Genomic DNA, 21,624 nt, shown 5'->3' with positions numbered 1-21,624 from the left:
GTAATCCAATGGTTTTAGGCCCCTTTTGAAACTATAATGGGAGACTAGGAGGTGATTCCAAATGGATAACCAAGTATTTTTTATAGGAAGTATCATCGTCTTTTTCATTGGTGCTGGCTGTCTTCTCTATCCAAAATCGTCTATCGTATGCGTGCAGTTATGAATAAACCGGCATGGGGTGGTTCCACACTTCCGCTTCTATTCCTCGGCGTACCCCTTACAGCAGTAGGCATTGGCCTGATTTATCTATTCTATCCATTTCAGTAGAGTCATTCATGCGTATGCCCAGAAAACGGCGTATATACATTGTCATATTGCAAATGCATCATCATTCCATTGGTCGCGTGGTCAAGGTTATGACAATGATCCATCCAAATACCAGGATTATCCGCCTTAAAAGCAACCTCATATGTTTCACCAGGTTTCACGTTCAGCGTATCTGTCCACCACGGGCTTCCCGTTGTAGCGACGCCATTACGCGTCAACACCAACATCTTATGTCCGTGTAAATGCATGGGATGATGGCTGTAACTACGATTGACAAAAGTCGTTTTTACGATATCACCCTCGCTAACCATCAGCATTGGCGTATTTGGATACAGCTCACCGTTAATCGTCCACAAATGATGCACCATCCCATCAAAGAAAGCGAGTTTACTATCAAAAACCATCTCAAATTCCCTGTCAAAATCAGCCGATACGTCTAATTGACTAGCTTGCTGCTCCCCATATTCCTCTGGCTTGAAAACTTCATCTGGGACTTCCATCGATGCTTTCGTTGTTGTCGTTGTAGATTGGAAAACCCAACCACCACGCTCATCTTTTGCATCAAACAAGCGCACCGCATGATTTGGCATCGTAAAGGTAACATCCATCCGACCACCAGCTGGAATTTGTAAATAAGTTTCCTTCAAATTAGTAGGTTTATGAATGGCGTTCCCATCTATCGCTGCGACTTGAAACGCGGTACCGTTCAAAATCAGTTTTTGCGGCTTATTGTGTGCATTTCCAAGACGAATTCGCACATTAGTACCCGGTTTGATTTTTTTCGGTACCGTCCCGTCTCCAGAAAGTAGCGCACCAGATGCATCTATATATTTCGGCGCCACAAAACCAACAATCTCTAACTCCTCTTTCGACTGCTTCTTTGGCTCTACAATGAGGGAACCAAATAAACCATGACCCACCTGCTCCGATGACTGATTATGCGAGTGGTACCAGAACGTTCCAGCCGTGTCTGCCTTAAATCGATACGTATAGCTCTCGCCAATCGCCACAGCTTTTTGCGAAATATCAGGAACGCCATCCTCCGCAATCGGAACATCGTAGCCATGCCAGTGAATTGTTACCCCATCCGCAATATTTTTATTAGTCAGCGTCACTTCGACAACATCACCTTGTGTCACTCGAATTACCGGCCCCGTTAACTCCCCATTAAAAAGCCACAATTCTTTCTTTGACCCATCAGGAATTTCCATCCTCTTTTTCGCCGCTGTAAACTGGAAACGCTTCGTAACAACTGCCGCATCAGGCCCAGTAAGTGCCGTCACGTCGACCAGCTCCTTCACGTTCGTTATTTTTCCGCCGCCCCAATCCAGGCTTTCCTCATGACCATTCGCCTGCATCGCGGTCGCATTAAGAACTAAGGAGCCAAAAATAAACCCCACAATAACAAGAACGCTCCCCGAAACAATCCACCGCATTTGGAAACGCCCACCAAAGAATCTATCCCAAACATATAATAGGAAGAAAATAAGAATCGGCAACCCAAAACACTCAAAATACGTCCATCCATCTGGAAAAGCAGGTATTTGAAAAGCAATCATAAACACCGCAAACCAAGCCACAAAAATAGCATAGCGTTGGACTAGACGATTCCACAATTCCCGCTTCCTAAAAATCGTTAACAAAATAAACGGTGAAACAACCATCGGCGCGAGCATGCCAAAAATCTGTCGGATAAACTCCCATCCAATGCTCAAACTAGCAACTACTGCCACAACAAACCAAGCAAACAAAAGCAGTACATTCCCCATCATAAGTAGCCGTCCCCCTCTAAAAGGAAGAATCGACCATACAATAGCCATCCCCACTAAAAGCAATACAGAACTCCCAAAAAACATCATATACATCGTTATGTAACCCCTTTTTCTATATAATCTTACTTCTCCCCAAGTATACTACAAAATGCACAATCTTTCTTGGAAGCCCCTAACCTATTTCTGATAAACTGCTAAGAATCAGGCTAAGGGAAACTCCTCTTTTTCTTAACTTATCTAAGCTAAATCTATCACGCTCCACTTTTTAGATATGTCTTTTTTACTATTTTCGAGATTAAGTGAATATATTCACAATAAACACTAGACAAAGACTTTGTGAAGTGTTACACTTACTTTGTAAATAAGAAATCCAAGAAGATGACGGCGAGTCGACCGCCGCAATTTTTTTGAAATAACAGGGACGTTAAATGTCACCAGAGGACGTTTTTAGTCCCAATACTATTGGAGGGTTCACAAATGGCAATGAAAGAAAAAGCTGTTAACGAAGAATTAGAGGTTCAAAAAGTAATTGATACACTAGCAAGTAACGGACAAAGCGCACTAAAAGCGTTCGCCGATTTTGGCCAAGAAAAAGTAGATCATATCGTTCATGCAATGGCACTAGCTGGTCTTGACCAACATATGCCGCTTGCTAAACTAGCAATTGAAGAAACTGGTCGCGGAATCTACGAAGACAAATGTATTAAGAACATTTTCGCAACAGAATATATTTGGAATAGCATCAAAGCAGACAAAACAGTCGGCATTATCAATGAAGATAAACAAACTGGTGTCGTTGAAATCGCAGAACCAGTCGGCGTTATTGCTGGGGTAACTCCTGTTACAAACCCAACATCGACAACACTTTTCAAAGCTATCATTGCTATTAAAACGCGTAACCCAATCATTTTTGCATTCCATCCAAGCGCTCAAAAATGTTCTTCTGAAGCGGCTCGTGTCGTATATGAAGCAGCAGTTGCAGCCGGCGCTCCAGAACATTGTATTCAATGGGTTGAAAAACCATCCCTAGAAGCGACAAAACAATTGATGAATCATAAAGATGTAGCGCTCGTTCTTGCTACAGGTGGTGCCGCAATGGTTAAATCAGCGTACTCTACTGGTAAACCTGCACTTGGCGTTGGTCCTGGTAACGTTCCCGCTTACATCGACAAAACTGCGAAAATCAAACGCGCAGTAAACGACTTAATCCTATCTAAAACATTTGATCACGGTATGATTTGTGCTTCTGAACAAGCTGTAATCGTCGACAAAGAAGTGGCAAAAGCCGTTAAAGACGAAATGGAAGCGAACAAGTGCTACTTCGTTAAAGGCGCTGAGTTCAAAAAACTAGAAAGCTATGTCATTAATCCAGAAACACACGCATTGAATCCAAATGTAGTCGGTAAATCCCCTGCTTGGATCGCAAACGAAGCTGGTTTCAAAGTTCCAGAAGATACAAAAATGCTCGTAGCTGAAATTAAAGGTGTGGGCGATGATTACCCACTATCTCACGAAAAACTAAGCCCAGTCCTAGCTTTCATTGAAGCAAAAGACCAAGCACAAGCCTTCGATCGTTGTGAAGAAATGCTCGTGTATGGTGGTTTAGGTCACTCAGCAGTTATTCATTCTACAGACCGCGAAGCACAACTTGCATTCGGTTTACGTATGAAAGCATGTCGTATCATTGTAAACGCACCATCTGCTCAAGGCGGAATCGGCGACCTTTACAACGGCTTCATCCCTTCCCTAACACTTGGTTGCGGATCTTACGGTAAAAACTCTGTATCACAAAACGTTAGCGCAACAAACCTTTTAAACGTGAAACGTATCGCAGAACGGAGAAATAATATGCAATGGTTTAAATTGCCACCAAAAGTATTCTTTGAAAAATATTCTACACAATATCTACAAAAAATGCCTAATATCGAGCGTGTATTCATCGTAACTGACCCAGGAATGGTTCAATTTAAATACGTTGATGTTGTTATCGAACACTTGAAAAAACGCGGCAATGACGTGTCCTATCAAGTATTTGCAGACGTAGAACCAGATCCATCAGACGTAACAGTTTACAAAGGTGCAGAATTAATGAAAGACTTCAAACCAGATTGCATTATCGCACTCGGTGGTGGTTCTGCAATGGACGCTGCCAAAGGTATGTGGTTATTCTATGAACACCCGGAAGCTTCATTCTTCGGCTTGAAACAAAAATTCCTAGATATTCGCAAACGTACGTTCAAATATCCTAAACTTGGTGAAAAAGCACAATTCGTTGCTATCCCTACTACATCCGGTACAGGATCTGAGGTTACTCCTTTTGCGGTTATTACAGATAAAGAAAACAACATTAAATACCCACTAGCAGATTATGAGCTAACTCCAGACGTAGCAATTGTCGATGCACAATACGTTATGACTGTTCCAGCTCACATTACAGCTGATACAGGTATGGACGTGTTAACACATGCGATTGAGTCTTACGTATCTGTTATGGCAAGCGATTATACACGTGGATTATCTCTACGCGCGATCGAAATGGTATTCGAATCATTACGCGCATCCGTTCTTGATGCAGATGAAGATGCTCGCGAAAAAATGCATAACGCTTCTGCTATGGCGGGTATGGCCTTCGCCAATGCTTTCCTAGGCATAAACCATAGTTTAGCACACAAAATCGGACCTGAATTCCACATCCCGCATGGTCGTGCCAATGCTATCTTGATGCCACACGTTATTCGTTACAATGCAACAAAACCTAGAAAACATGCGCTATTCCCAAGATATGAATCTTACCGTGCAGACCAAGATTACGCACAAATCGCTCGCGTTCTTGGACTTCCAGCTTCTACAACAGAAGAAGGCATGAAATCACTTGTTGATGCTATTATCAGCCTTGGTAAAGATTGCGGAATCGACATGAGCTTGAAAGGTCAAAACGTTGATAAGAAAGCATTTGACGCAGTGGTTGATACACTTGCTGATCGCGCATTCATGGATCAATGTACGACTGCTAACCCAGTTCAACCGCTCGTTTCTGAGTTGAAAGAAATTTATATAAACGCATATAAAGGTGTTTAAGTTATAAATAGTTGAAAAGAGCAGCCCTTCCCTCAGGGTTGTTCTTTTTTCTCTCTATTTAAAGTTTACATAATAATATTATTGTAATCTTTATTTCTAGTAGTCTCTCAATTAATTGCGCAAACGAATCATTTAAACTATACTGGTGACTTATCATGTAGCAGAGGATGCGATAAAGAAATGGAAGAAAACGTTTTCGAAACAATAGCCAAGAAATATGATAGTACCGAACGTATAGAACTCGCGAATATTATTGCCCACAAAGTTCGTGAAGAGCTAGCGCAAGCCAAAGAAAAAACGCTGATTGATTACGGCAGTGGAACCGGTCTAATTGGTTTACAAATTGCCGACTCTGTTAAAAATGCTATTTTGGTAGACTCTTCCGAGAATATGGTTGAGATAATAAACGATAAGGTAGCAGCAAGCAATATCCAAAATGTCCAAACATTCGTTGCGGATTTCACCAAAGACACAATGGATATAAAAGCTGATATAGTACTGGTATCTCTCGTTCTTTTACACATTCCGGATACCAAAATCATTTTAGAAAAACTTTATAAAACACTCCAAACGGATGGCAAACTTATCATCATTGATTTTGATAAAAACCCTAACGTCTATCACCCAAAAGTGCATAACGGCTTTGTTGCGGATGAATTGAAAGCATTGCTAACTAGCACAGGATTTAAATCGACAAATATTCAGCAATTTCACCATGGCGAGAAAGTATTCATGAAACAAGATGCCACCCTATTTATAGCGGTCAGCAAGAAATAAAATTTGTATATTAGTAGATTTCTGCATTCATTTATTCTATACTGTCCCTATCACCTCGCGTGAAAAACCTTTTAGGAGGAAATGATATGCCAAATACGATACCTTATTTACAGTTCAACGGGAATGCAAGAGAAGCGTTAAATTTCTACGGTGAGGCTTTTGGAGCTACACCCACAATGGTCCAAACATACGGAGAAATGGGAGATTCTCGCGGTGACGAAACATTAGCTAACCGCCTTGTACACGCCCGCTTAGAGAAAGATGGTGTTGAATTACTATATTTCTCCGATTCTTATGTTGATGAAGCATTGGTAGCTGGTAACATGCTCTCTGTTGCCTACATGTTTGATGATGAAGCATCGTTAAAAAGCACCTATGACGTATTAAAAAATGGTGGCCAAATTTCTATCGAGCTACAGGAAATGCCATGGGGTGGCGTTTATGCAAAAGTAACCGATAAGCTTGGCATTGAATGGCAGCTTAACTGGCAAAAAAATTAAATAAAACAGGCGTACCAATCCATCTGGCTACGCCTATTTTTATGCAATCAAACCAATTAGCAAGCTAAAACTAGCACCGATTCTCTGTATGGTACGGACAAGTAACCACATGATCATCAATCATCCCAATAGCTTGTAAATACGAATAAATAATAACAGGTCCAACAAAAATAAAACCGCGTTTCTTGAGGTCTTTACTAATGCGCTCAGATAATTCGTTTTTAGCTGGCATTTGTGACATATCCGTCCAATGATTTATAATTGGCACACCGTCAGAATATCCCCAAATATAATTAGCAAAAGAACCAAATTCCGCTTGCACCTTTAAAAAAGCGATCGCATTTTTGCGGACTCCGCCAATTTTAAGCTTGTTTCTAACAATTTCTGCGGTTTCACGTATCTGTTCTAACTCTTCATCTGTCATCATCGCGCATTTATCTGGATCAAATTGATGGAAAGCTTCTTTGTACGCAGCTCGTTTATTTAAGATTAGCCGCCACGACAAGCCCGCTTGCGCACCTTCTAAATTCAGCATTTCAAATAAATATTGCTCATCACGACTTGGCACGCCCCACTCATTATCATGATATACTTGCTCGACACTATCATTCATCGCCCAACCACATCGTTCATGCTGCATCTTGCATCCCTCTTTCTATCTGTTATTTGAATAAAGCCCGAACTTGCTCTACTTCTTCGTGCGTCAAGTCTGCATCTAACGTTTTCATGTTCGCCCTAACTTGCTCTGGACTCTTAGCCCCTGGAATCACAACATCAATGCCGTCAATACCGAGCGTGGTCGCCAAAACAATATTCGCAATGGAAACATGGTGCTTGTCAGCTAATCCTTGGAGGCTGTCCACTTTTGCAATGGTATCAAGGTATGCTTGTCCTTGGAAATGTGGGCGTTCTTTTCGGAAGTCTTGAGGTGGATTGTTTGCTGTGAATTTCCCCGTTAAAAGTCCACTTGCAAGCGGTGTGTATGGTATAAAAGAGATTCCCTGCTCGATACAGTAAGGGATCATATCGCGCTCTAATTCAGGGTAAACGAGTGAATATTTATCTTGTACGACATCCACATACCCATCTTTATTTGCTACTTTCAAAGCCTCCATGCTAAAATTGGACACACCTATTGCGCGAATTTTGCCGGCCTCTTTTAAGCGTTTTAAAGCGCCAACTGCTTCGTCTGGTGGTGTTACTCCATCCGGGAAATGAATATAAAACAGGTCAATATAGTCTGTTTGAAGACGCTTCAACGCAATATCTACCGCTTCCGTTAAGAAGGCTGGTGAATTATCTAGTTTAATCCCACTGTCTGTCACGATATGAGTGGCTTTCGTTGCTAAAACAACATCCGAACGGCGACCAGTCTCGGCCAAGATTTCACCAATCAGCTCTTCTGAACGCCCTAATCCATACATAAATGCACTATCAAAAAAATCCGCACCTGCCGACAACACCTCACGTACCGTCTGACGGCTTACTTCTTCATCAATATCTTGAAATAAATTATGCGCACCAATCGTATTTGCTCCAAAGCCAATCGGTGTGACGCGCAACCCAGTGTTACCAATCTCTACTCGTTTTTCCATCCTCCAACAACCTCCCTGATTTATCGCTATATCTCATGATAACATAAAAAAACATCGAACGCACGTTCTAGTTCGATGTTTTTTCATTTCTTTTATTTCTTCAATTTTCCGCGTAAAACCATTGGCAAAATTCCGCCATGACGGTAGTAATCGATTTCTACATCCGAGTCAAAGCGAACGAGCGCCTCAAATGTTTTATGTGTGCCATCTTCTGCAACCGCCGTTACGGTAACAAAATCAAGTGGAGAAACCGTTTCATCAATCGCGACACTAATCGTTTCCCGACCAGTTAAGCCAAGTGAATCTGCGCTTTCGCCGTCTTTAAACTGCAATGGCAATACGCCCATCATCGCAAGGTTGGAGCGGTGAATCCGTTCGTAACTTTTCGCAATGACTGTTTTAATGCCGAGTAGATTCGTTCCTTTTGCGGCCCAGTCACGAGAAGATCCCATGCCATAATCATCGCCAGTCAACACAACAAGCCCAGTTCCAGCTTCTTGGTATTTCATCGATGCGTCATAAATCGGCATAACTTCTTCTGTTGGCCAGTACGTTGTATAACCGCCTTCCGTTCCTGGTGCGACTTGGTTTCTAATCCGAATATTCGCAAACGTTCCGCGCATCATCACATCATGATGACCACGACGCGAACCGTACGAGTTAAAGTCACGAATCGCTACACCATGCGCTTGCAAATACTTCCCAGCAGGTGTATCTTTTCCGATTGCCCCAGCTGGAGAAATGTGGTCCGTCGTAACAGAATCGCCGAATTTACCGATCACACGAAGGCCATGTAACGCCTCAACCCTTCCTGCTTCCGGTGATAAATTCTCGAAAAATGGTGGGTTGGCGATATACGTCGAATCCGCATCCCAATCATAGAGCGCTTGTTCCGATGTCGCAATCGCGTTCCATTCCTCATTTTGGCTGAAAACATGCGCATATTCTTCGCGGAATAATTCCGGCGTCACAGTTCTCTCCACAAGCGCCTTCACTTCCTCTTGCGCCGGCCAAATATCGCTTAAAAAGACATCCTGGCCATGTTCGCCTTTTCCGATTGGTTCATGTAACATATCGATATTCGTTGTCCCAGCAAGCGCGTAAGCCACAACAAGCGGTGGTGAAGCTAAGAAGTTCGCTTTCACTAACGCATGAATCCGCCCTTCAAAATTACGATTTCCACTCAAAACTGCAGAAACGAGTAAATCATTATCCACAATCGCCTGTTCAATCTCGTCTTTTAACGGGCCAGAGTTACCGATACACGTCGTACAACCGTAACCAACAAGGTCAAAGCCTAACTTCTCAAGGTATGGTAGCAAACCGGCATCTTCCAAATAACCCGTCACGACCTTCGAACCCGGTGCGAGCGATGTTTTCACGAATTTCGGCACTTCAAGACCTAGTTCGACAGCTTTTTTCGCGAGCAGTCCAGCACTTAGCATCACATATGGATTCGATGTATTTGTACAACTTGTAATCGCTGCAATGGCCACAGAACCAGTTTTCATCGTCGATTGATCGCCATTGCCAAACGTCACTTTCGCTTCTTTATGCAAGTCTTTTTTCGATAAGCCAAATCCTTGGTTGCCATTTGGCGCGCTGATTGAGGCTTGGAAGCTCTCTTTCATTTTCGACAATGGAATCAAGTCTTGTGGGCGTTTTGGTCCCGCTAAGTTCGGCTCGATCAAGCTTAAATCCAGTTCCACAACCGACGTATAATTCGGCTCCACGTTTTCTGGTGTGAAAAATAGCTCGTTATGCTGCAAATATTCCTTCACAAGCGCGACTTGTTTTTCTTCACGCCCTGTTAAACGCATGTACATAAGCGATTCCTCATCTACTGGGAAAAAGCCACATGTTGCGCCGTATTCTGGTGCCATATTCGCAATCGTCGCACGATCAGCAAGCGGCAATGTCGCCACGCCTTTACCGAAGAACTCGACAAATTTGCCGACAACTTTCTTTTCACGCAGGACTTGTGTTACTTTTAAAGCTAAATCGGTTGCTGTTGCGCCGTTTGGTAAGGCATTGATTAATTTCACGCCGATAACTTCTGGAATGGGGAAATACGATGGTTGGCCGAGCATTCCTGCCTCAGCCTCGATTCCGCCAACACCCCAGCCCAGTACGCCGATTCCGTTGATCATGGTTGTATGCGAATCCGTTCCAACCAGGCTATCTGGAAACGCTGTATATTCGTTCTCAGCCACTTGGTTCGCGATAACGACGCTTGCCAAATACTCCAAATTCACTTGATGGACGATTCCCGTTGCTGGTGGTACGGCGCGGTAATTATCAAACGATTTCTGCGCCCAGTTCAAGAATTGGTAACGCTCCATATTACGCTCAAACTCGAGTTTCATATTGATTTCTAGCGCTTCCGGATTGGCGTAACTATCCACTTGCACCGAGTGATCGACAACAAGGTCCACCGGGATTTCCGGATTAATATCTTCTGGATTCCCGCCTAGATCTGCCATCGCTTTACGAAGGGAGGCCAAATCAACGACAGCCGGAACCCCTGTAAAATCTTGCAAAATAACACGCGCTGGTTTAAATGGAACTTCCCCGTCATTTTTCTTCGTCGCATCCCAGTGCGCTAGGTCTTCAATATGCTTATCCGTGATGATGCGTCCGTCCGCTTGACGCAATACTGATTCAAGTAGTACGCGGATCGAGTAAGGCAGTTTTTTAATGGATGTTTGACCATCCGCCTCCAATGTTTTTAATTGATAATAATGATACGTGTCGTCGCCAATTTGAAACGACTGCTTTGCTTTCTCATTCCAATTTTTCATTTGTTTTTCCTCCCACTGTGATACCCTTCGCTCTCGTTGCAATCTTCTACTACTCTATTGTACGAAAAAAAGCGTGATAAGTAAACTAAGATAAATCGATGCTTTGTGATAAGTAAAAATTATCGATGAATACGCACCGAAAAAGCCGAACACAACTGCTCGACTTCTTCTCATTTTGAGGCGACATCTTTGTTCCACGCCTTTTTAAATTGATTGCGGTAGAACATAATATCCTTCACATAAATATCGCTATGATTATACTTGAAAATCGCTTGCTTCTCTTTGCCATCTTTTGCGCCATTGTCCGCTAAAAAGTTCGCGGTGGAAAAAACGGCATCTTCCAAATCCCATGGATCCGCTTTACCATCATGATTTGCGTCCACACCGTATCCACCGTACGCTTTAATCACGCTAGGGTCGACTAAATCATCGTCCGTAAAATCCCCGACGCCTCCCGTTGCTGGGCACCCCTCTGCACTCCATCCCACAAACGTACACGGCATAAACTGCATCGGACCAATCGCGCCAACATCAGAAATCATCGGTTCTACCGTTGAAAATTTCGTCTCCACACGATGCACGGCGGCAAGTAAAAACCAGTCAATCCCGTATTCCTTCGCCGCTGCTTGGTAAATCGAAACAAACTGCTCCGGAATATCTTGCGTATACGGTTTCGGCTTTTCCTCCGCTCGAAATTGCATCAGAACAACAAGCGCCAAGCCTAACACGAACAAGGCTAAAATCGCCAAAAACATGCTGCGTCTCTGTTTGACTTTACGTAGTTGCGCCTTTGTTGGCTTCTTCTTTGCCATTTTATCTCGCCAAAATCAAGATTTGACCACTGTGAAGCGCACGCACAAACTCGTCAATTTGAGCATCATCCAAGTCAAAATCGTTCAGCAAACGTTTGACCGATTTATCACTCGTATTCGAAAACCATTTTGCAAAAGGACCAGCAGCATAAAGCGCACCATATTTCGGATTATACACTTGCGGAATCACCAATCCACCGCTAAGCGACTGCAAAATACCTGAAATAACACCAAATGCTTCTTCATTCACCGGATGCTCTTCCTCCACATTCGTCGACTCAATAATCTCTTTTACTTCATCTTCTTGATCAGATTTAGCTAAGATCGAGATATTCTCCTTTTTATAGCCTCTAACCTCCAGTTCCGTAATTTTATCCACGGCTTCTGTTTCATTTCCTGCGATAAATACTTCCCAATTATCCATAAACACTCGCGTCCCTTCTATAATCAACTCAATGTCAAAATCTCTTTTATCTCTTCTGTTGTCAAACGATGGAGCATTTGTTCACCAGGCTGGATCAACGCATCCATCAACGCCTGTTTCTGCTTCTGTAAATTATAGATTTTCTCTTCAATCGTGCCTTTTGTAATCATTCGAATCACTTGCACCACGTTTTTCTGCCCGATTCTGTGCGCTCGACTCGCCGCTTGTTCTTCCACCGCGGGATTCCACCATAAATCGTACAAAATAACCGTATCGGCGCCTGTCAAATTCAGCCCCGTTCCACCAGCTTTCAGTGAAATAAAGAATAAATCGGCATCCCCTGCGTTAAAAGCGTTTACCAAATCCATCCGGCTCTTCGAAGGCGTGCCACCATCCATATAAAAATAACGATAGCCAGCTTCTTCAGCCTGCGCTTTCATGATTTGAAGCATCGACGTGAACTGCGAGAAAATCAAGATGCGCTTGCCACTTTCACGTGCTGTTTGTATTGTATCAAACAATTGTACCAGTTTACCAGAACCACCATCATAATTTTCAACAAAAAGTGCTGGATCACAACAAATTTGGCGTAATCGCGTCAAACCTGCTAACAATTTAATCCGATCTTCTTGGTCATTACCATCTTTGGCAGCCAATTCTTGTTGTATTTTCTCCAAATAAGCGAGGTAGACGGTTTTTTGTGATTCCGTTAGTTCAGAATAAAGATTCGTCTCGATTTTATCCGGTAATTCTTTGACAACATCTCGTTTCAGACGGCGCATCAAGAACGGTCGAATCATCTGCGCCACGCGTTCGTGCGGTAATTCTTTAAACTTACGAAGCGACGGGAAAAAGCCTGGCATAATCGTTTGAAACATTGTCCATAATTCATCGATACTGTTTTCCAAAGGCGTACCACTAAGCGCAAAAACATTCGTCGTTTTGAGTGCCCGAACCGCTTGCGACGCCTTGGTATTGTAATTTTTAATCGCTTGCGCTTCATCCAAAATAATCGTTTGGAAACGCGTCGTTAAGAATTCCTGCTCATCTTGACGCAAGGACGGATAGGATATCAAATAGACATTCCCCGGCTCGATTTTTTGAATCAGTTCCAAACGCATTTGCGAGGTCCCGTGAATGACCGTCACCGGAATATCAGGCGCAAACTTTTCAAATTCGCTCGACCAGTTATACAAAAGAGAAGCCGGCGTCACGATTAAAACTGGTTTCATGTCCGGATTTTCTTCGATAGTTGAAGAAATGTACGTGATTGCTTGTAGCGTCTTTCCAAGCCCCATATCATCCGCTAAAACGCCACCTAAGTGATATTTCCCAAGCGATTTCATCCATTCAAAACCAGTCACTTGATACTCCCGAAGCTCCGCGTTCAAATTCGTCGGCAACGGGTAAGACGTATCCTCTTGATTCACAATCTCATGCAATAAATCGCGGAACGTCCGACTGAACTTATTATGCTCATTTTGCGCACTGCCCATCGCCTCATAGATTTGCATCCCACGATAAAGCGGCACAGCCATTTGTTTCCCGACTTCTTTTTTACGAACATCTAAAATATCAAAAATCGCTTCCATTTGCTGATAACTCTCGTCTTCAAGCGATAAGAAACGCCCGCTGTTCAAGCGATGATACTTCCGCTTTTCCCGCAAAGATTGCAGTACTTCCTGAATCTCATCCTCATCGATACCTTGAAAATCAAATGCCACCGATAAGTAATCATTATCATGCGCCACATCGATGGTTGTCGTTGGTTTCACGTGTTCCTCCACCATTTCTTCCAAACCATCTTCCAAATAAATTGCCACATCCGTCGCCAAACTCGGAACGACCCGATAATAAAACTCGTAAAGGCTCGCCTCATCGGAATTCACAACCATTTGCGTCTCCGAAAAATGAACGGGCGCCGCCTCAATACGGTGCATAATTTTTGCTTCCGTCTCCATATCCCGAATCATGATTCGGCCATCCGGATCCACGCTTTCCGTCAATGCAAATGGGTCAAAAACCTGCGAACCATAGTGATATTCGAGTTTTAGCACATGTTCGTTGTTTTTTTGCGAGATCCACATCTTCGAAACGAGCGGTTGCTGAATAACCCGGTCTTCAATCGACGGATCAATCTGCACGTGCCCACTTTTTTGGAGCGACGGTAACACGTATGACATCACCTCACTGAGTTGCGATTCTGAAAACTGTACCACCTCATTCTCCGTCACACTATGAAAATTAATAAGCGGCGTCAACTGCTCCCAAACCGCATCACTCGGCCGATAAAACACACCATTTAAAAACAATAACTGATAGCTTTCCAAATAACTCGCTTGTTGCAATTCTTCCATCACGAGCTGGTACATATCACCATCGTCATTTTTGCGAAATACGAATGAAAACGGCAGCGTCCCTTTTTTAAACAACAACCCGCTGTATTTAATGTCGTCATGAATACAAATTGTGTTCTGCCCCATCAAATCAGCCAAAATCGTCTCCGCTAAACTCGGTGGAATAATCAGCACCTTCTCCTCCGCATACGATTTGTTCCAATAGAAGCTATCCGTATCATACATCTTCGCGATTTCATTAATTTTCGTCAGCTCATTGAAAACCGCGATATCACGCTCACCGAAATAATGCTCGTTCGGATCAAAACTGAAATTTTTTGTGAAAAAATAGCTCGTATGTTGCTTTATCGCTTGCAAAAAATCCCCGATATTTTTCACAACATACGTCCGATCCTGCCCAACCTTTAAATCCAGCGTCAACATGTTTTTATCACGATTTTCCTGCATCCGCAAAATATACTCGACCTTCAGTGGCGTTTTGGCCGTCGTATCGAACGTGTCAAATTGGCGGTCCATATTTTCTTGAAACAGCGAAAGTAGCGTCGTAGCCTCTTGCGCCAGAATGCGTTGCTTGAAATTTGCCTTCTCGATCTTCGTCTGACGCGCCTCGTGTTCTAACTCAACTGCATAAATATGCGCACAGATACTATTTTCTTGGAAGTAAATGCAATCACACTGATAATTCCCGCTCGCCACATGCTTCACTTCATACGAAACCCGGTCATCTACAACAACAGAACGGAACATATTCGCGTACGTCGTCTTTTCTTCGAAAACAGTGATTGCCCCATCTTCCAGTAATTCGCGCCCCTTTTTCTTAATCGAAACAGGAATCATTGTGTTTTTTGGATCTGTTAACAATTCACTCAACTCCTGACATTTTGGGTCATGTGATAATAATCATGACCAGATAAAACCAAATCGTACTCCGATTCGTAACCTAATTTTTTATATAAATTTAGCGCGCCTTCATTTGCTTTTTCAACGTTCAGCGCGATAATCTCACAATTTTTAGCGACCGCCAATTCTTTAAACGCATGCAGTAGTTCCTTGCCAATCCCTTGACCGCGATACGATGAATCGACCACAAGAGAATCCAGATAATACTCGCCCATCCACGTTTCTTGCTCCGTAAACAACGGTATTTTGTTAACAATCCCGAACATATCTTGAATGCCTTCCCACTCGTCATCCATATTTTCCGCGTGCTCCCCATGATAGCTCACAAGGATTCCCGCCACTTTGCCATCAATTTCCTTGACCATCACATTCTCTTTACTAAACCGATAATCCGACCGTAAAAAGCTCGCCTCAATCATTTCCAGCATCATCTCTTTACTAACACCTTTTAAAAATGGCAATTCCATATCCTCTAAAATTATATAAATAAGTGGTGCGACTTGTTCCGCATCTTCCGCTTTCGCTTGTCGTATCATCACAATTCCTCCATTCATGTCATCAGGAAAAAAAGTTCTTTTTTTCATCCAACACTTCATTATATCGAAAAAAGTCTCATGTTTCAAACTAGGAAGCTATTTCTACTCCAAGTCTGCACCTCCACATCCAGTTTTATAGGCCTTGCGCGAAAAATTTCGTCGTACTTCCGTGGTTTGTCGCCGTTACTTCCAGTCGCGACGGAATCCGTTCTTTCAACTCTGGCACATGTGAGATAATACCAACAAGCCGTCCCGATTCCTGCGTTTCAAGCAAGCACTCCACCGCCATTTCCAACGATTCCGGATCCAGCGTACCAAATCCCTCATCAATAAACATCGTCTCCAGCGAAATCCCACCTGACATTTCCTGCACAACTTCCGCAAGAGCTAATGCCAAAGCTAAGGACGTTTTAAAACTCTCCCCGCCAGATAATGTTTTGACATGCCGCTCCAAACCAGTATACTCATCGTAAACCTCAAGCTCCAAACCACTTTGCACGTTTCCCTTTGACTTTTCCTTTTTGCGGTTCAGTTGAAACCTACCGTTCGTCATTTTTTTCAATCGACCGTTCGCCCGGAGCAAAATCGTATCTAAGAAAGTGGCCAAAACAAAGCGTTCAAACGTTAAGCGTCGATCATTTTTCCCGCGCGCCATATCCGCCAAGTAGCCAACATCCGCGTAAGCCTTCTCCGCTTCACTCGTCTCCACCAGATATTTCAAAAATCGCTCGGATAACTCCGATAACTTGCGAACAACGTCTTTTTGCCCCATCCAGCGCTCTGCTTTTTCATGATACAGCCGTTTCGCCTCATCATCCAGTCGTTGCAATGCTATTAAATCCGGTTGTTCAGCTCCTGCAAGCCTCGTCTCCGTCTCTTTCAAACGCTCCGAAACAAAATGATACCGCTGCTCAAAATCACGAATAAAGCGCTCCTTCGCGTCCAAATCTTCCGGACTCAAAATAGCTCGCTGATAGGATGCATAATCCGCAAAACCGTTCGCCGCCATGATATCTTTAAAAATCGTGCGCTGCGTTGCCAAAGCATCCTCCGCCTTCACAGCCGCTTTCCCCGCCATATCGCTTGCCGAAATCGCTTTGTAATGCCCTTCTTTCGCCGTATTATATGCCAATTCCGCGCGTCCCTTCTTCTCTTCAAAATCAGTAATTTTCGCCGTCAACGCTTTCTGTTCTTCATAAAAAACAGTCGGATCCCGAAACTCCTCCGGCACATCCTCCAAAAGCAAGGTGTGCGTCGTTTTTGCAGCATCAACACTTTTACTAACTTCTTCATACGCCGTCTGCAACTGCGCTTTTTCCTCGCCGAGCTTGATCATCTCCTGTTTATTCCGTTCCAGCTGTTCCTCCACATCATTCTCTTCCACTAGAAAGACGTCCATTTCCGCGAGTTCCTTCTCTTTTGTCGCTACTTCCTCGCCATACAACGCTTGTTTTTCCTTCAAAACCTGCAACGATTCCTCCGAAGCAAATACGATTTGTTCGATCTGCCATCTTTTCTGTTCTATTTTCGTCACAATTGCTTTTACAGCGTCCTGCTTGGCGCTCTGACTCTCTCTTGCCGTGTCTACCTCTGTTTTTGACACGTCCGCCGTTTCCAATGCAGCATTCGGATGCTCCAATGAACCGCAAACTGGACACGCATCACCATCCACAAGGCTTAACGCCAACATCGCCGCTTGTTCATGCTGCCACATCGCACCCAACTTCTCATATTTTGCTTGCGCTTCGCTAAACTGCTCTTCTGCCACTTTCCATTCACGATTTAATACAACTAATTCCGCTTCCCACGCCTGCTTCTGTTCCCACTTCTTTATTTCAACCAAAACAAACGCTTCTTCTTGCTTCAACTCGGTTAGCCGTTGCTTCGTTTCCGCATATTTCAGTCGCGAATCCTGCACCAATCGCACACGCTCAGCTAATTTTTCCGATTGCTCTAACAGCCCTTTTTCCTGCAAAATAAACTGTTCTAATTTCTGCGCTAAATCTTGCTGCCGGCCACTCTGCTGTGCTAATTCTTCTTGCACGGCTAGAGCCCGCGTCACTTTTGCCTCCATCGTTTGCAGCAAATCCCGCTTTTTAACCCAAGCCACGTATTCTAACTCGATTTCCTTCACTTTCTCTATTTCCAAATGGGCTTTTTCAAACGCAACTTCCCGATTTTTAAGAGCATCCAAAGCCTGCCGCTCATCCAATTTCGCCTCGTCTAATTGCTGTTTTAACCGCAAACACAATGCATCCTGGTCAATCAACGTCCCAGCTTTTCGCGCCAAATCGACCGTTTCTTGCTCCTGATTTCGCGTGTCCAATTGCTCATCCAATGCCACTTTTTCCGTCCGTAATTTCGCTAATTGCGCCCATTCCGCGATTTTTTCCTCCGCCAATGTCACATTTTTAGCCGTGATTTCTGCTTTCTCCTTCGCAAACTCCATCTGTTCCTGAAGCCCATTCATCGTTTCCTGCTCCACAATCAATCGTTCGGCAAACATCAACTCAATATCCAGCGCCGTTTTTCCAGCAAGCGCCTCCGCGTCAAAAGCCTCCTGCGTAATCCCCGCCACTTTTTCACGCAATAATCGCACTTGCTGTTCCTGATCCTTCTGCTGTTGCCACAACTGGTTTTCAATAAGCTGATAGAAATGCGTATGCGCCAACCGCTGCAAAATCGCTTCCTTCTCCTTACTCTCCGCTACAAGCAATTCCCTGAACTCGCCCTGCGGAATCATCAAAATTTGGCGAAACTGATCCACATTCAACTGGATAATCTCTTCCATTTTCGCGCCAACATCCCGAACCGAACTCGCGAGTAACGTCTCCTCATCCCCATCCAGTTCATAGAGCTCCGCCTTCGCAGTAACCGTGGTCATCCCTTCCCCGCGCTGCTTCGGAACCTCCTGCTGCGGCACACGACGAACCAAATACCGCACATCCCGAAGCAAAAATTCAAGCGACACTTCCGTCAAATCCTCCGCTTTCGCAAAATGACTCCTGAGCGAAAAACCTTCCCGATCATTCGTATTCGCCTTCCCAAAAATCGCAAAACTAATCGCATCAAAAATCGTCGACTTCCCAGCGCCCGTTTTTCCAGAAATCACAAAAATCCGTTCCTGACCTAGCTCCGTAAAATCAATCGTCTCGGCCTTCGCATAAGCACCAAAAGCCTGCATCGTCAGTTTCAAAGGCCTCATTGATCCGCACCTCCCTTTACACTATCCATCGTCTCGCGCATAATCTCCACTTGCCGATCCGACATTTCCTTCCCACTCACATGCTCAAAAAACTGCGCAAACAGCTCCAAATCATCTTTTTTAATCACATCTTCAAATCGTTCAAATTGGCTATCCGTCAACTTTTCCTGTACCCGTTCCAAATGCAACACATTCGGATAAAACGCCCGCAGTTGCCCAATCGGATCAATCAACGCACCCTCATCCAATAAATTGATCTGCAAAAAATCCTCATTTCCAGGCGCCACGGAACTTACCAAGTCCGCCAAATACCCTTCGATAATCCGCAAATCATGCAATGGCTCCAAATAACGCTCCCGCACTTCCACAAGCGCCTTCCCATCCATCGTCACAATCCGAACACTCTTCTTATCCTTCGCCTCCGAAAATGAATACTTCAACGGTGATCCCGCATAAAAAATACTCGGATGATGAATCGCGTGCGAATGGTGCAAATGCCCGAGCGCCACATAATCAAAGCCCTCAAAACAATTCGTCGACACCCGATCCACATTTCCAATCGCCAATTGCCGCTCCGAATCACTAGGAAGACCACCCGCAACAAACGCGTGCCCAACTAAAATCTGCGCCTTATCCGTATCCCAAACCGCTCTAATTTTTGCTGTGACAGCCTGCATCGCATCCTCAAACGACCGTACCGTCTTCTCTTCAAAAGCCGCCCGAACCTGCGCTGGCTCATGATACGGAACCAACCAAACCTGCGCCCCGTTCCACTCAATCGGCGCGAGCTCCTTACCCAACGTCCCTTGAATATGTAAACCACTCTTCTCGTACCAAGCCGAACCAAAATTGACCCGCTCCGCACTATCATGATTCCCACTAATCGCAAAAACCGGCTTCCCAAGCGTCACATTCAGCTCCATCAACACATCATTCAAAAGCGTCACCGCATCCGCTGGTGGCACCGACCGATCATACAAATCCCCAGCAATCACAATCCCATCGACCTGCTCCTCCTCCGCAATCCGCGCTATCTGCTCTAAAATATACCGCTGTTCCGCAAGCATCGACACCCCGTTCACAATTTTTCCTAAATGCCAATCCGCCGTATGTAAAAATTTCATCCCAACACCTCATTATCCTATTTTCCTCATTACCACCAGTATACTATATTTTCGAAAAAAACAAGAACAGCACGTAAGCACTAGACGTTTCCACAACTTTTCAGTATACTAAAAACAAGACTAAAAAAAGAATTATAGGAGTGAACCAACTTGTTCTACACTTTTGCGAGAAATTTCGTCCAGGTGATTCTCACGATAATCGGCGGACGTTTCCAGGTACAGAATAAAGACAAAATCCCCGAAGCGCCATTCGTTGTCGTTTCAACGCACACATCGTGGATGGAGATTCTCTACCTCGGATTTGCCATAAAACCACTTCAAATTCACTACATGGCAAAACAAGAACTATTCAAAACCAAGTCACTAAACTGGTTAATGCGCCATCTGAACGCCTTCCCAGTAAATCGTGAAAATCCAGGTCCAAGCGCGATCAAACTTCCAATTCGCCTTTTAAAAGACGGAAAAGTAGTTGGTATTTTCCCAAGTGGTACTAGGAAATCAGCTGGTCTCCATCTAAAACGAGGCGCAGTAACCGTGGCACTAAAGGGTAAAGTTCCAATCCTGCCAGCCGTATACGACGGACCAAAAACAGTCGGTGAATTATTCAAACGAAAAAAAGTCATCATTCGATTCGGCGATCCAATCCCATTCAACGACAAAGACATCGATCAAAAAGAACTGCTAGAAATTAAATCCGAAGAAGTTTTGAAAACCTTCGAACGTTTACAAGCAGAAATAGACGCAACGAAAGTAAAATAATAAAAACCTTGATCCCGCGTCGCTCGCACTTGGGAATCAAGGTTTTTTTCATGCTCAGCCAGTAATATCATTCACGATATTAGAACCCGCCAAACCAATATTTTTTAGAGCTTCTGAAAGTTTATCTGACGCATTTTGTATCGCAGCATCCGCTTTCTCTGCTGCTTTTGTGTCGCCAGGATTCGCCTTTATCGCCGCTGCTTTTTCAGCAAATGCATCGCTCAAGCTTTGAATTGACGTTTTAAACGCATCTGTGCGCTCTCCTAAATCAGGAACCTTCACATTCGCCAACGTTTCCGAAATATTTTCTGCGGAGGCACTAGCTTTCTCTGCCAATTCGTCCAACTTCGCTCCTTTGGATGGAGCATCACTCGTAATATCTGCTATATACGCATCATAATCTTTATCTTTTTCATTCACCTTATCAACCAAATCCGTGTAGAAATCCATGGCTTTCGTATGCAGCTTTTGTGTTGCTTCATCCAGTTTTGCACTACCTTCTTTCTTCATCTCATCCGCTTTTGACTTAGCTTTCTCCTTTACATCCTCCGCTTTAGATGACACCTTCTCTTTCGCTTCGTCCTTCGTTTCATCACTCACATTGCCACAAGCCGTTAAACTAAATACAGTTACTGCCGCTAATGTCCCCACTATCCATTTTTTCAAAATAAAACCCCTCCATTAGATATTATTAATCATTACTTTCCCATTATACTT

Annotated in this window: 15 protein-coding genes; 4 read left to right on the top strand and 11 right to left on the bottom strand. The window is 43.9% G+C overall.

Going from position 1 to position 21,624, the window contains the following annotated elements; genetic code table 11:
- Positions 1-269 precede the first annotated feature (269 nt).
- Positions 270-2,039: a multicopper oxidase family protein gene (locus tag EP58_RS12515; RefSeq protein ID WP_052171454.1), complete on the bottom strand. Its 1,770-nt coding sequence runs from the start codon at positions 2,037-2,039 to the stop codon at positions 270-272.
- Between the two features lie 477 nt (positions 2,040-2,516).
- Here EP58_RS12515 and adhE point away from each other — a divergent pair, with 477 nt between their 5' ends.
- The 3 genes from adhE (at position 2,517) to EP58_RS12500 (ending at position 6,394) form a co-directional block, all read left to right on the top strand.
- Positions 2,517-5,117, top strand: coding sequence for a bifunctional acetaldehyde-CoA/alcohol dehydrogenase (gene adhE / locus EP58_RS12510; protein ID WP_036093910.1), 2,601 nt, complete (start codon positions 2,517-2,519; stop codon positions 5,115-5,117).
- Between the two features lie 180 nt (positions 5,118-5,297).
- Positions 5,298-5,894, top strand: a complete 597-nt coding sequence (locus tag EP58_RS12505) for a class I SAM-dependent methyltransferase (protein WP_036093908.1) — start codon at positions 5,298-5,300, stop codon at positions 5,892-5,894.
- Positions 5,895-5,980: 86 nt separating this feature from the next.
- On the top strand, positions 5,981-6,394 hold the full coding sequence (locus EP58_RS12500; protein WP_036093906.1) for a VOC family protein: 414 nt from the start codon (positions 5,981-5,983) through the stop codon (positions 6,392-6,394).
- Between the two features lie 70 nt (positions 6,395-6,464).
- On the opposite strand, the gene EP58_RS12495 is transcribed toward EP58_RS12500, so the two are convergent.
- The 9 genes from EP58_RS12495 to EP58_RS12455 form a co-directional block, all read right to left on the bottom strand.
- Positions 6,465-7,034, bottom strand: a complete 570-nt coding sequence (locus EP58_RS12495) for a DNA-3-methyladenine glycosylase I (protein WP_036093904.1) — start codon at positions 7,032-7,034, stop codon at positions 6,465-6,467.
- Positions 7,035-7,056: 22 nt separating this feature from the next.
- The gene (locus tag EP58_RS12490; protein ID WP_036093902.1) at positions 7,057-7,989 is read right to left on the bottom strand and encodes an aldo/keto reductase; all 933 of its coding nucleotides are present in this window, start codon (positions 7,987-7,989) and stop codon (positions 7,057-7,059) included.
- A 92-nt stretch (positions 7,990-8,081) separates the two neighbouring features.
- Positions 8,082-10,790, bottom strand: coding sequence for an aconitate hydratase AcnA (gene acnA / locus EP58_RS12485; protein ID WP_036093900.1), 2,709 nt, complete (start codon positions 10,788-10,790; stop codon positions 8,082-8,084).
- A gap of 170 nt (positions 10,791-10,960) precedes the next feature.
- Complete coding sequence (locus EP58_RS12480; protein ID WP_036093898.1) at positions 10,961-11,602, bottom strand: lytic transglycosylase domain-containing protein; 642 nt, start codon at positions 11,600-11,602, stop codon at positions 10,961-10,963.
- A gap of 1 nt (position 11,603) precedes the next feature.
- Positions 11,604-12,026 (bottom strand): general stress protein, encoded by a 423-nt coding sequence (locus EP58_RS12475; protein WP_036094179.1) that lies wholly within the window; start codon positions 12,024-12,026, stop codon positions 11,604-11,606.
- 23 nt (positions 12,027-12,049) lie between these two features.
- Positions 12,050-15,220, bottom strand: a complete 3,171-nt coding sequence (locus tag EP58_RS12470) for a DEAD/DEAH box helicase (RefSeq protein WP_036094177.1) — start codon at positions 15,218-15,220, stop codon at positions 12,050-12,052.
- A gap of 29 nt (positions 15,221-15,249) precedes the next feature.
- Entirely contained in the window at positions 15,250-15,819 is a 570-nt protein-coding gene (locus EP58_RS12465; protein ID WP_036093896.1) for a GNAT family N-acetyltransferase, read from the bottom strand.
- A gap of 133 nt (positions 15,820-15,952) precedes the next feature.
- Positions 15,953-19,024, bottom strand: a complete 3,072-nt coding sequence (locus EP58_RS12460; protein WP_036093895.1) for an AAA family ATPase — start codon at positions 19,022-19,024, stop codon at positions 15,953-15,955.
- Positions 19,021-20,148 (bottom strand): exonuclease SbcCD subunit D, encoded by a 1,128-nt coding sequence (locus EP58_RS12455; RefSeq protein ID WP_036093893.1) that lies wholly within the window; start codon positions 20,146-20,148, stop codon positions 19,021-19,023. Before EP58_RS12455 ends, EP58_RS12460 begins: the two co-directional genes overlap by 4 nt.
- Before the next feature lie 150 nt (positions 20,149-20,298).
- On the opposite strand from EP58_RS12455, the gene EP58_RS12450 reads away from it, so the two are divergent.
- Entirely contained in the window at positions 20,299-20,907 is a 609-nt protein-coding gene (locus EP58_RS12450) for a lysophospholipid acyltransferase family protein (protein ID WP_036093891.1), read from the top strand.
- Between the two features lie 54 nt (positions 20,908-20,961).
- Here the strand turns inward: EP58_RS12450 and EP58_RS17040 are convergent, their stop codons facing one another.
- Positions 20,962-21,573: a hypothetical protein gene (locus tag EP58_RS17040; RefSeq protein ID WP_052171453.1), complete on the bottom strand. Its 612-nt coding sequence runs from the start codon at positions 21,571-21,573 to the stop codon at positions 20,962-20,964.
- Positions 21,574-21,624: the final 51 nt, after the last annotated feature.

Origin of the sequence: Paenilisteria newyorkensis (assembly GCF_000766145.1) — a bacterium.
GTDB lineage: Bacteria > Bacillota > Bacilli > Lactobacillales > Listeriaceae > Listeria_A > Listeria_A newyorkensis.
Note: the sequence above shows the minus strand (reverse complement) of the source record. Positions and strands in the feature narration are given on the sequence as shown.

Coding starts and splice junctions, on each gene's coding strand:
- EP58_RS12455 (WP_036093893.1), bottom strand. CDS start 20,148: ATGAAATTTTTACATACGGCGGATTGGCATTTAGGAAAAATTGTGAAC.
- EP58_RS12500 (WP_036093906.1), top strand. CDS start 5,981: ATGCCAAATACGATACCTTATTTACAGTTCAACGGGAATGCAAGAGAA.
- EP58_RS12470 (WP_036094177.1), bottom strand. CDS start 15,220: ATGATTCCTGTTTCGATTAAGAAAAAGGGGCGCGAATTACTGGAAGAT.
- EP58_RS12465 (WP_036093896.1), bottom strand. CDS start 15,819: ATGATACGACAAGCGAAAGCGGAAGATGCGGAACAAGTCGCACCACTT.
- EP58_RS12515 (WP_052171454.1), bottom strand. CDS start 2,039: ATGATGGGGAATGTACTGCTTTTGTTTGCTTGGTTTGTTGTGGCAGTA.
- EP58_RS12490 (WP_036093902.1), bottom strand. CDS start 7,989: ATGGAAAAACGAGTAGAGATTGGTAACACTGGGTTGCGCGTCACACCG.
- EP58_RS12505 (WP_036093908.1), top strand. CDS start 5,298: ATGGAAGAAAACGTTTTCGAAACAATAGCCAAGAAATATGATAGTACC.
- adhE (WP_036093910.1), top strand. CDS start 2,517: ATGGCAATGAAAGAAAAAGCTGTTAACGAAGAATTAGAGGTTCAAAAA.
- acnA (WP_036093900.1), bottom strand. CDS start 10,790: ATGAAAAATTGGAATGAGAAAGCAAAGCAGTCGTTTCAAATTGGCGAC.
- EP58_RS12460 (WP_036093895.1), bottom strand. CDS start 19,024: ATGAGGCCTTTGAAACTGACGATGCAGGCTTTTGGTGCTTATGCGAAG.
- EP58_RS12480 (WP_036093898.1), bottom strand. CDS start 11,602: ATGGCAAAGAAGAAGCCAACAAAGGCGCAACTACGTAAAGTCAAACAG.
- EP58_RS12495 (WP_036093904.1), bottom strand. CDS start 7,034: ATGCAGCATGAACGATGTGGTTGGGCGATGAATGATAGTGTCGAGCAA.
- EP58_RS12475 (WP_036094179.1), bottom strand. CDS start 12,026: ATGGATAATTGGGAAGTATTTATCGCAGGAAATGAAACAGAAGCCGTG.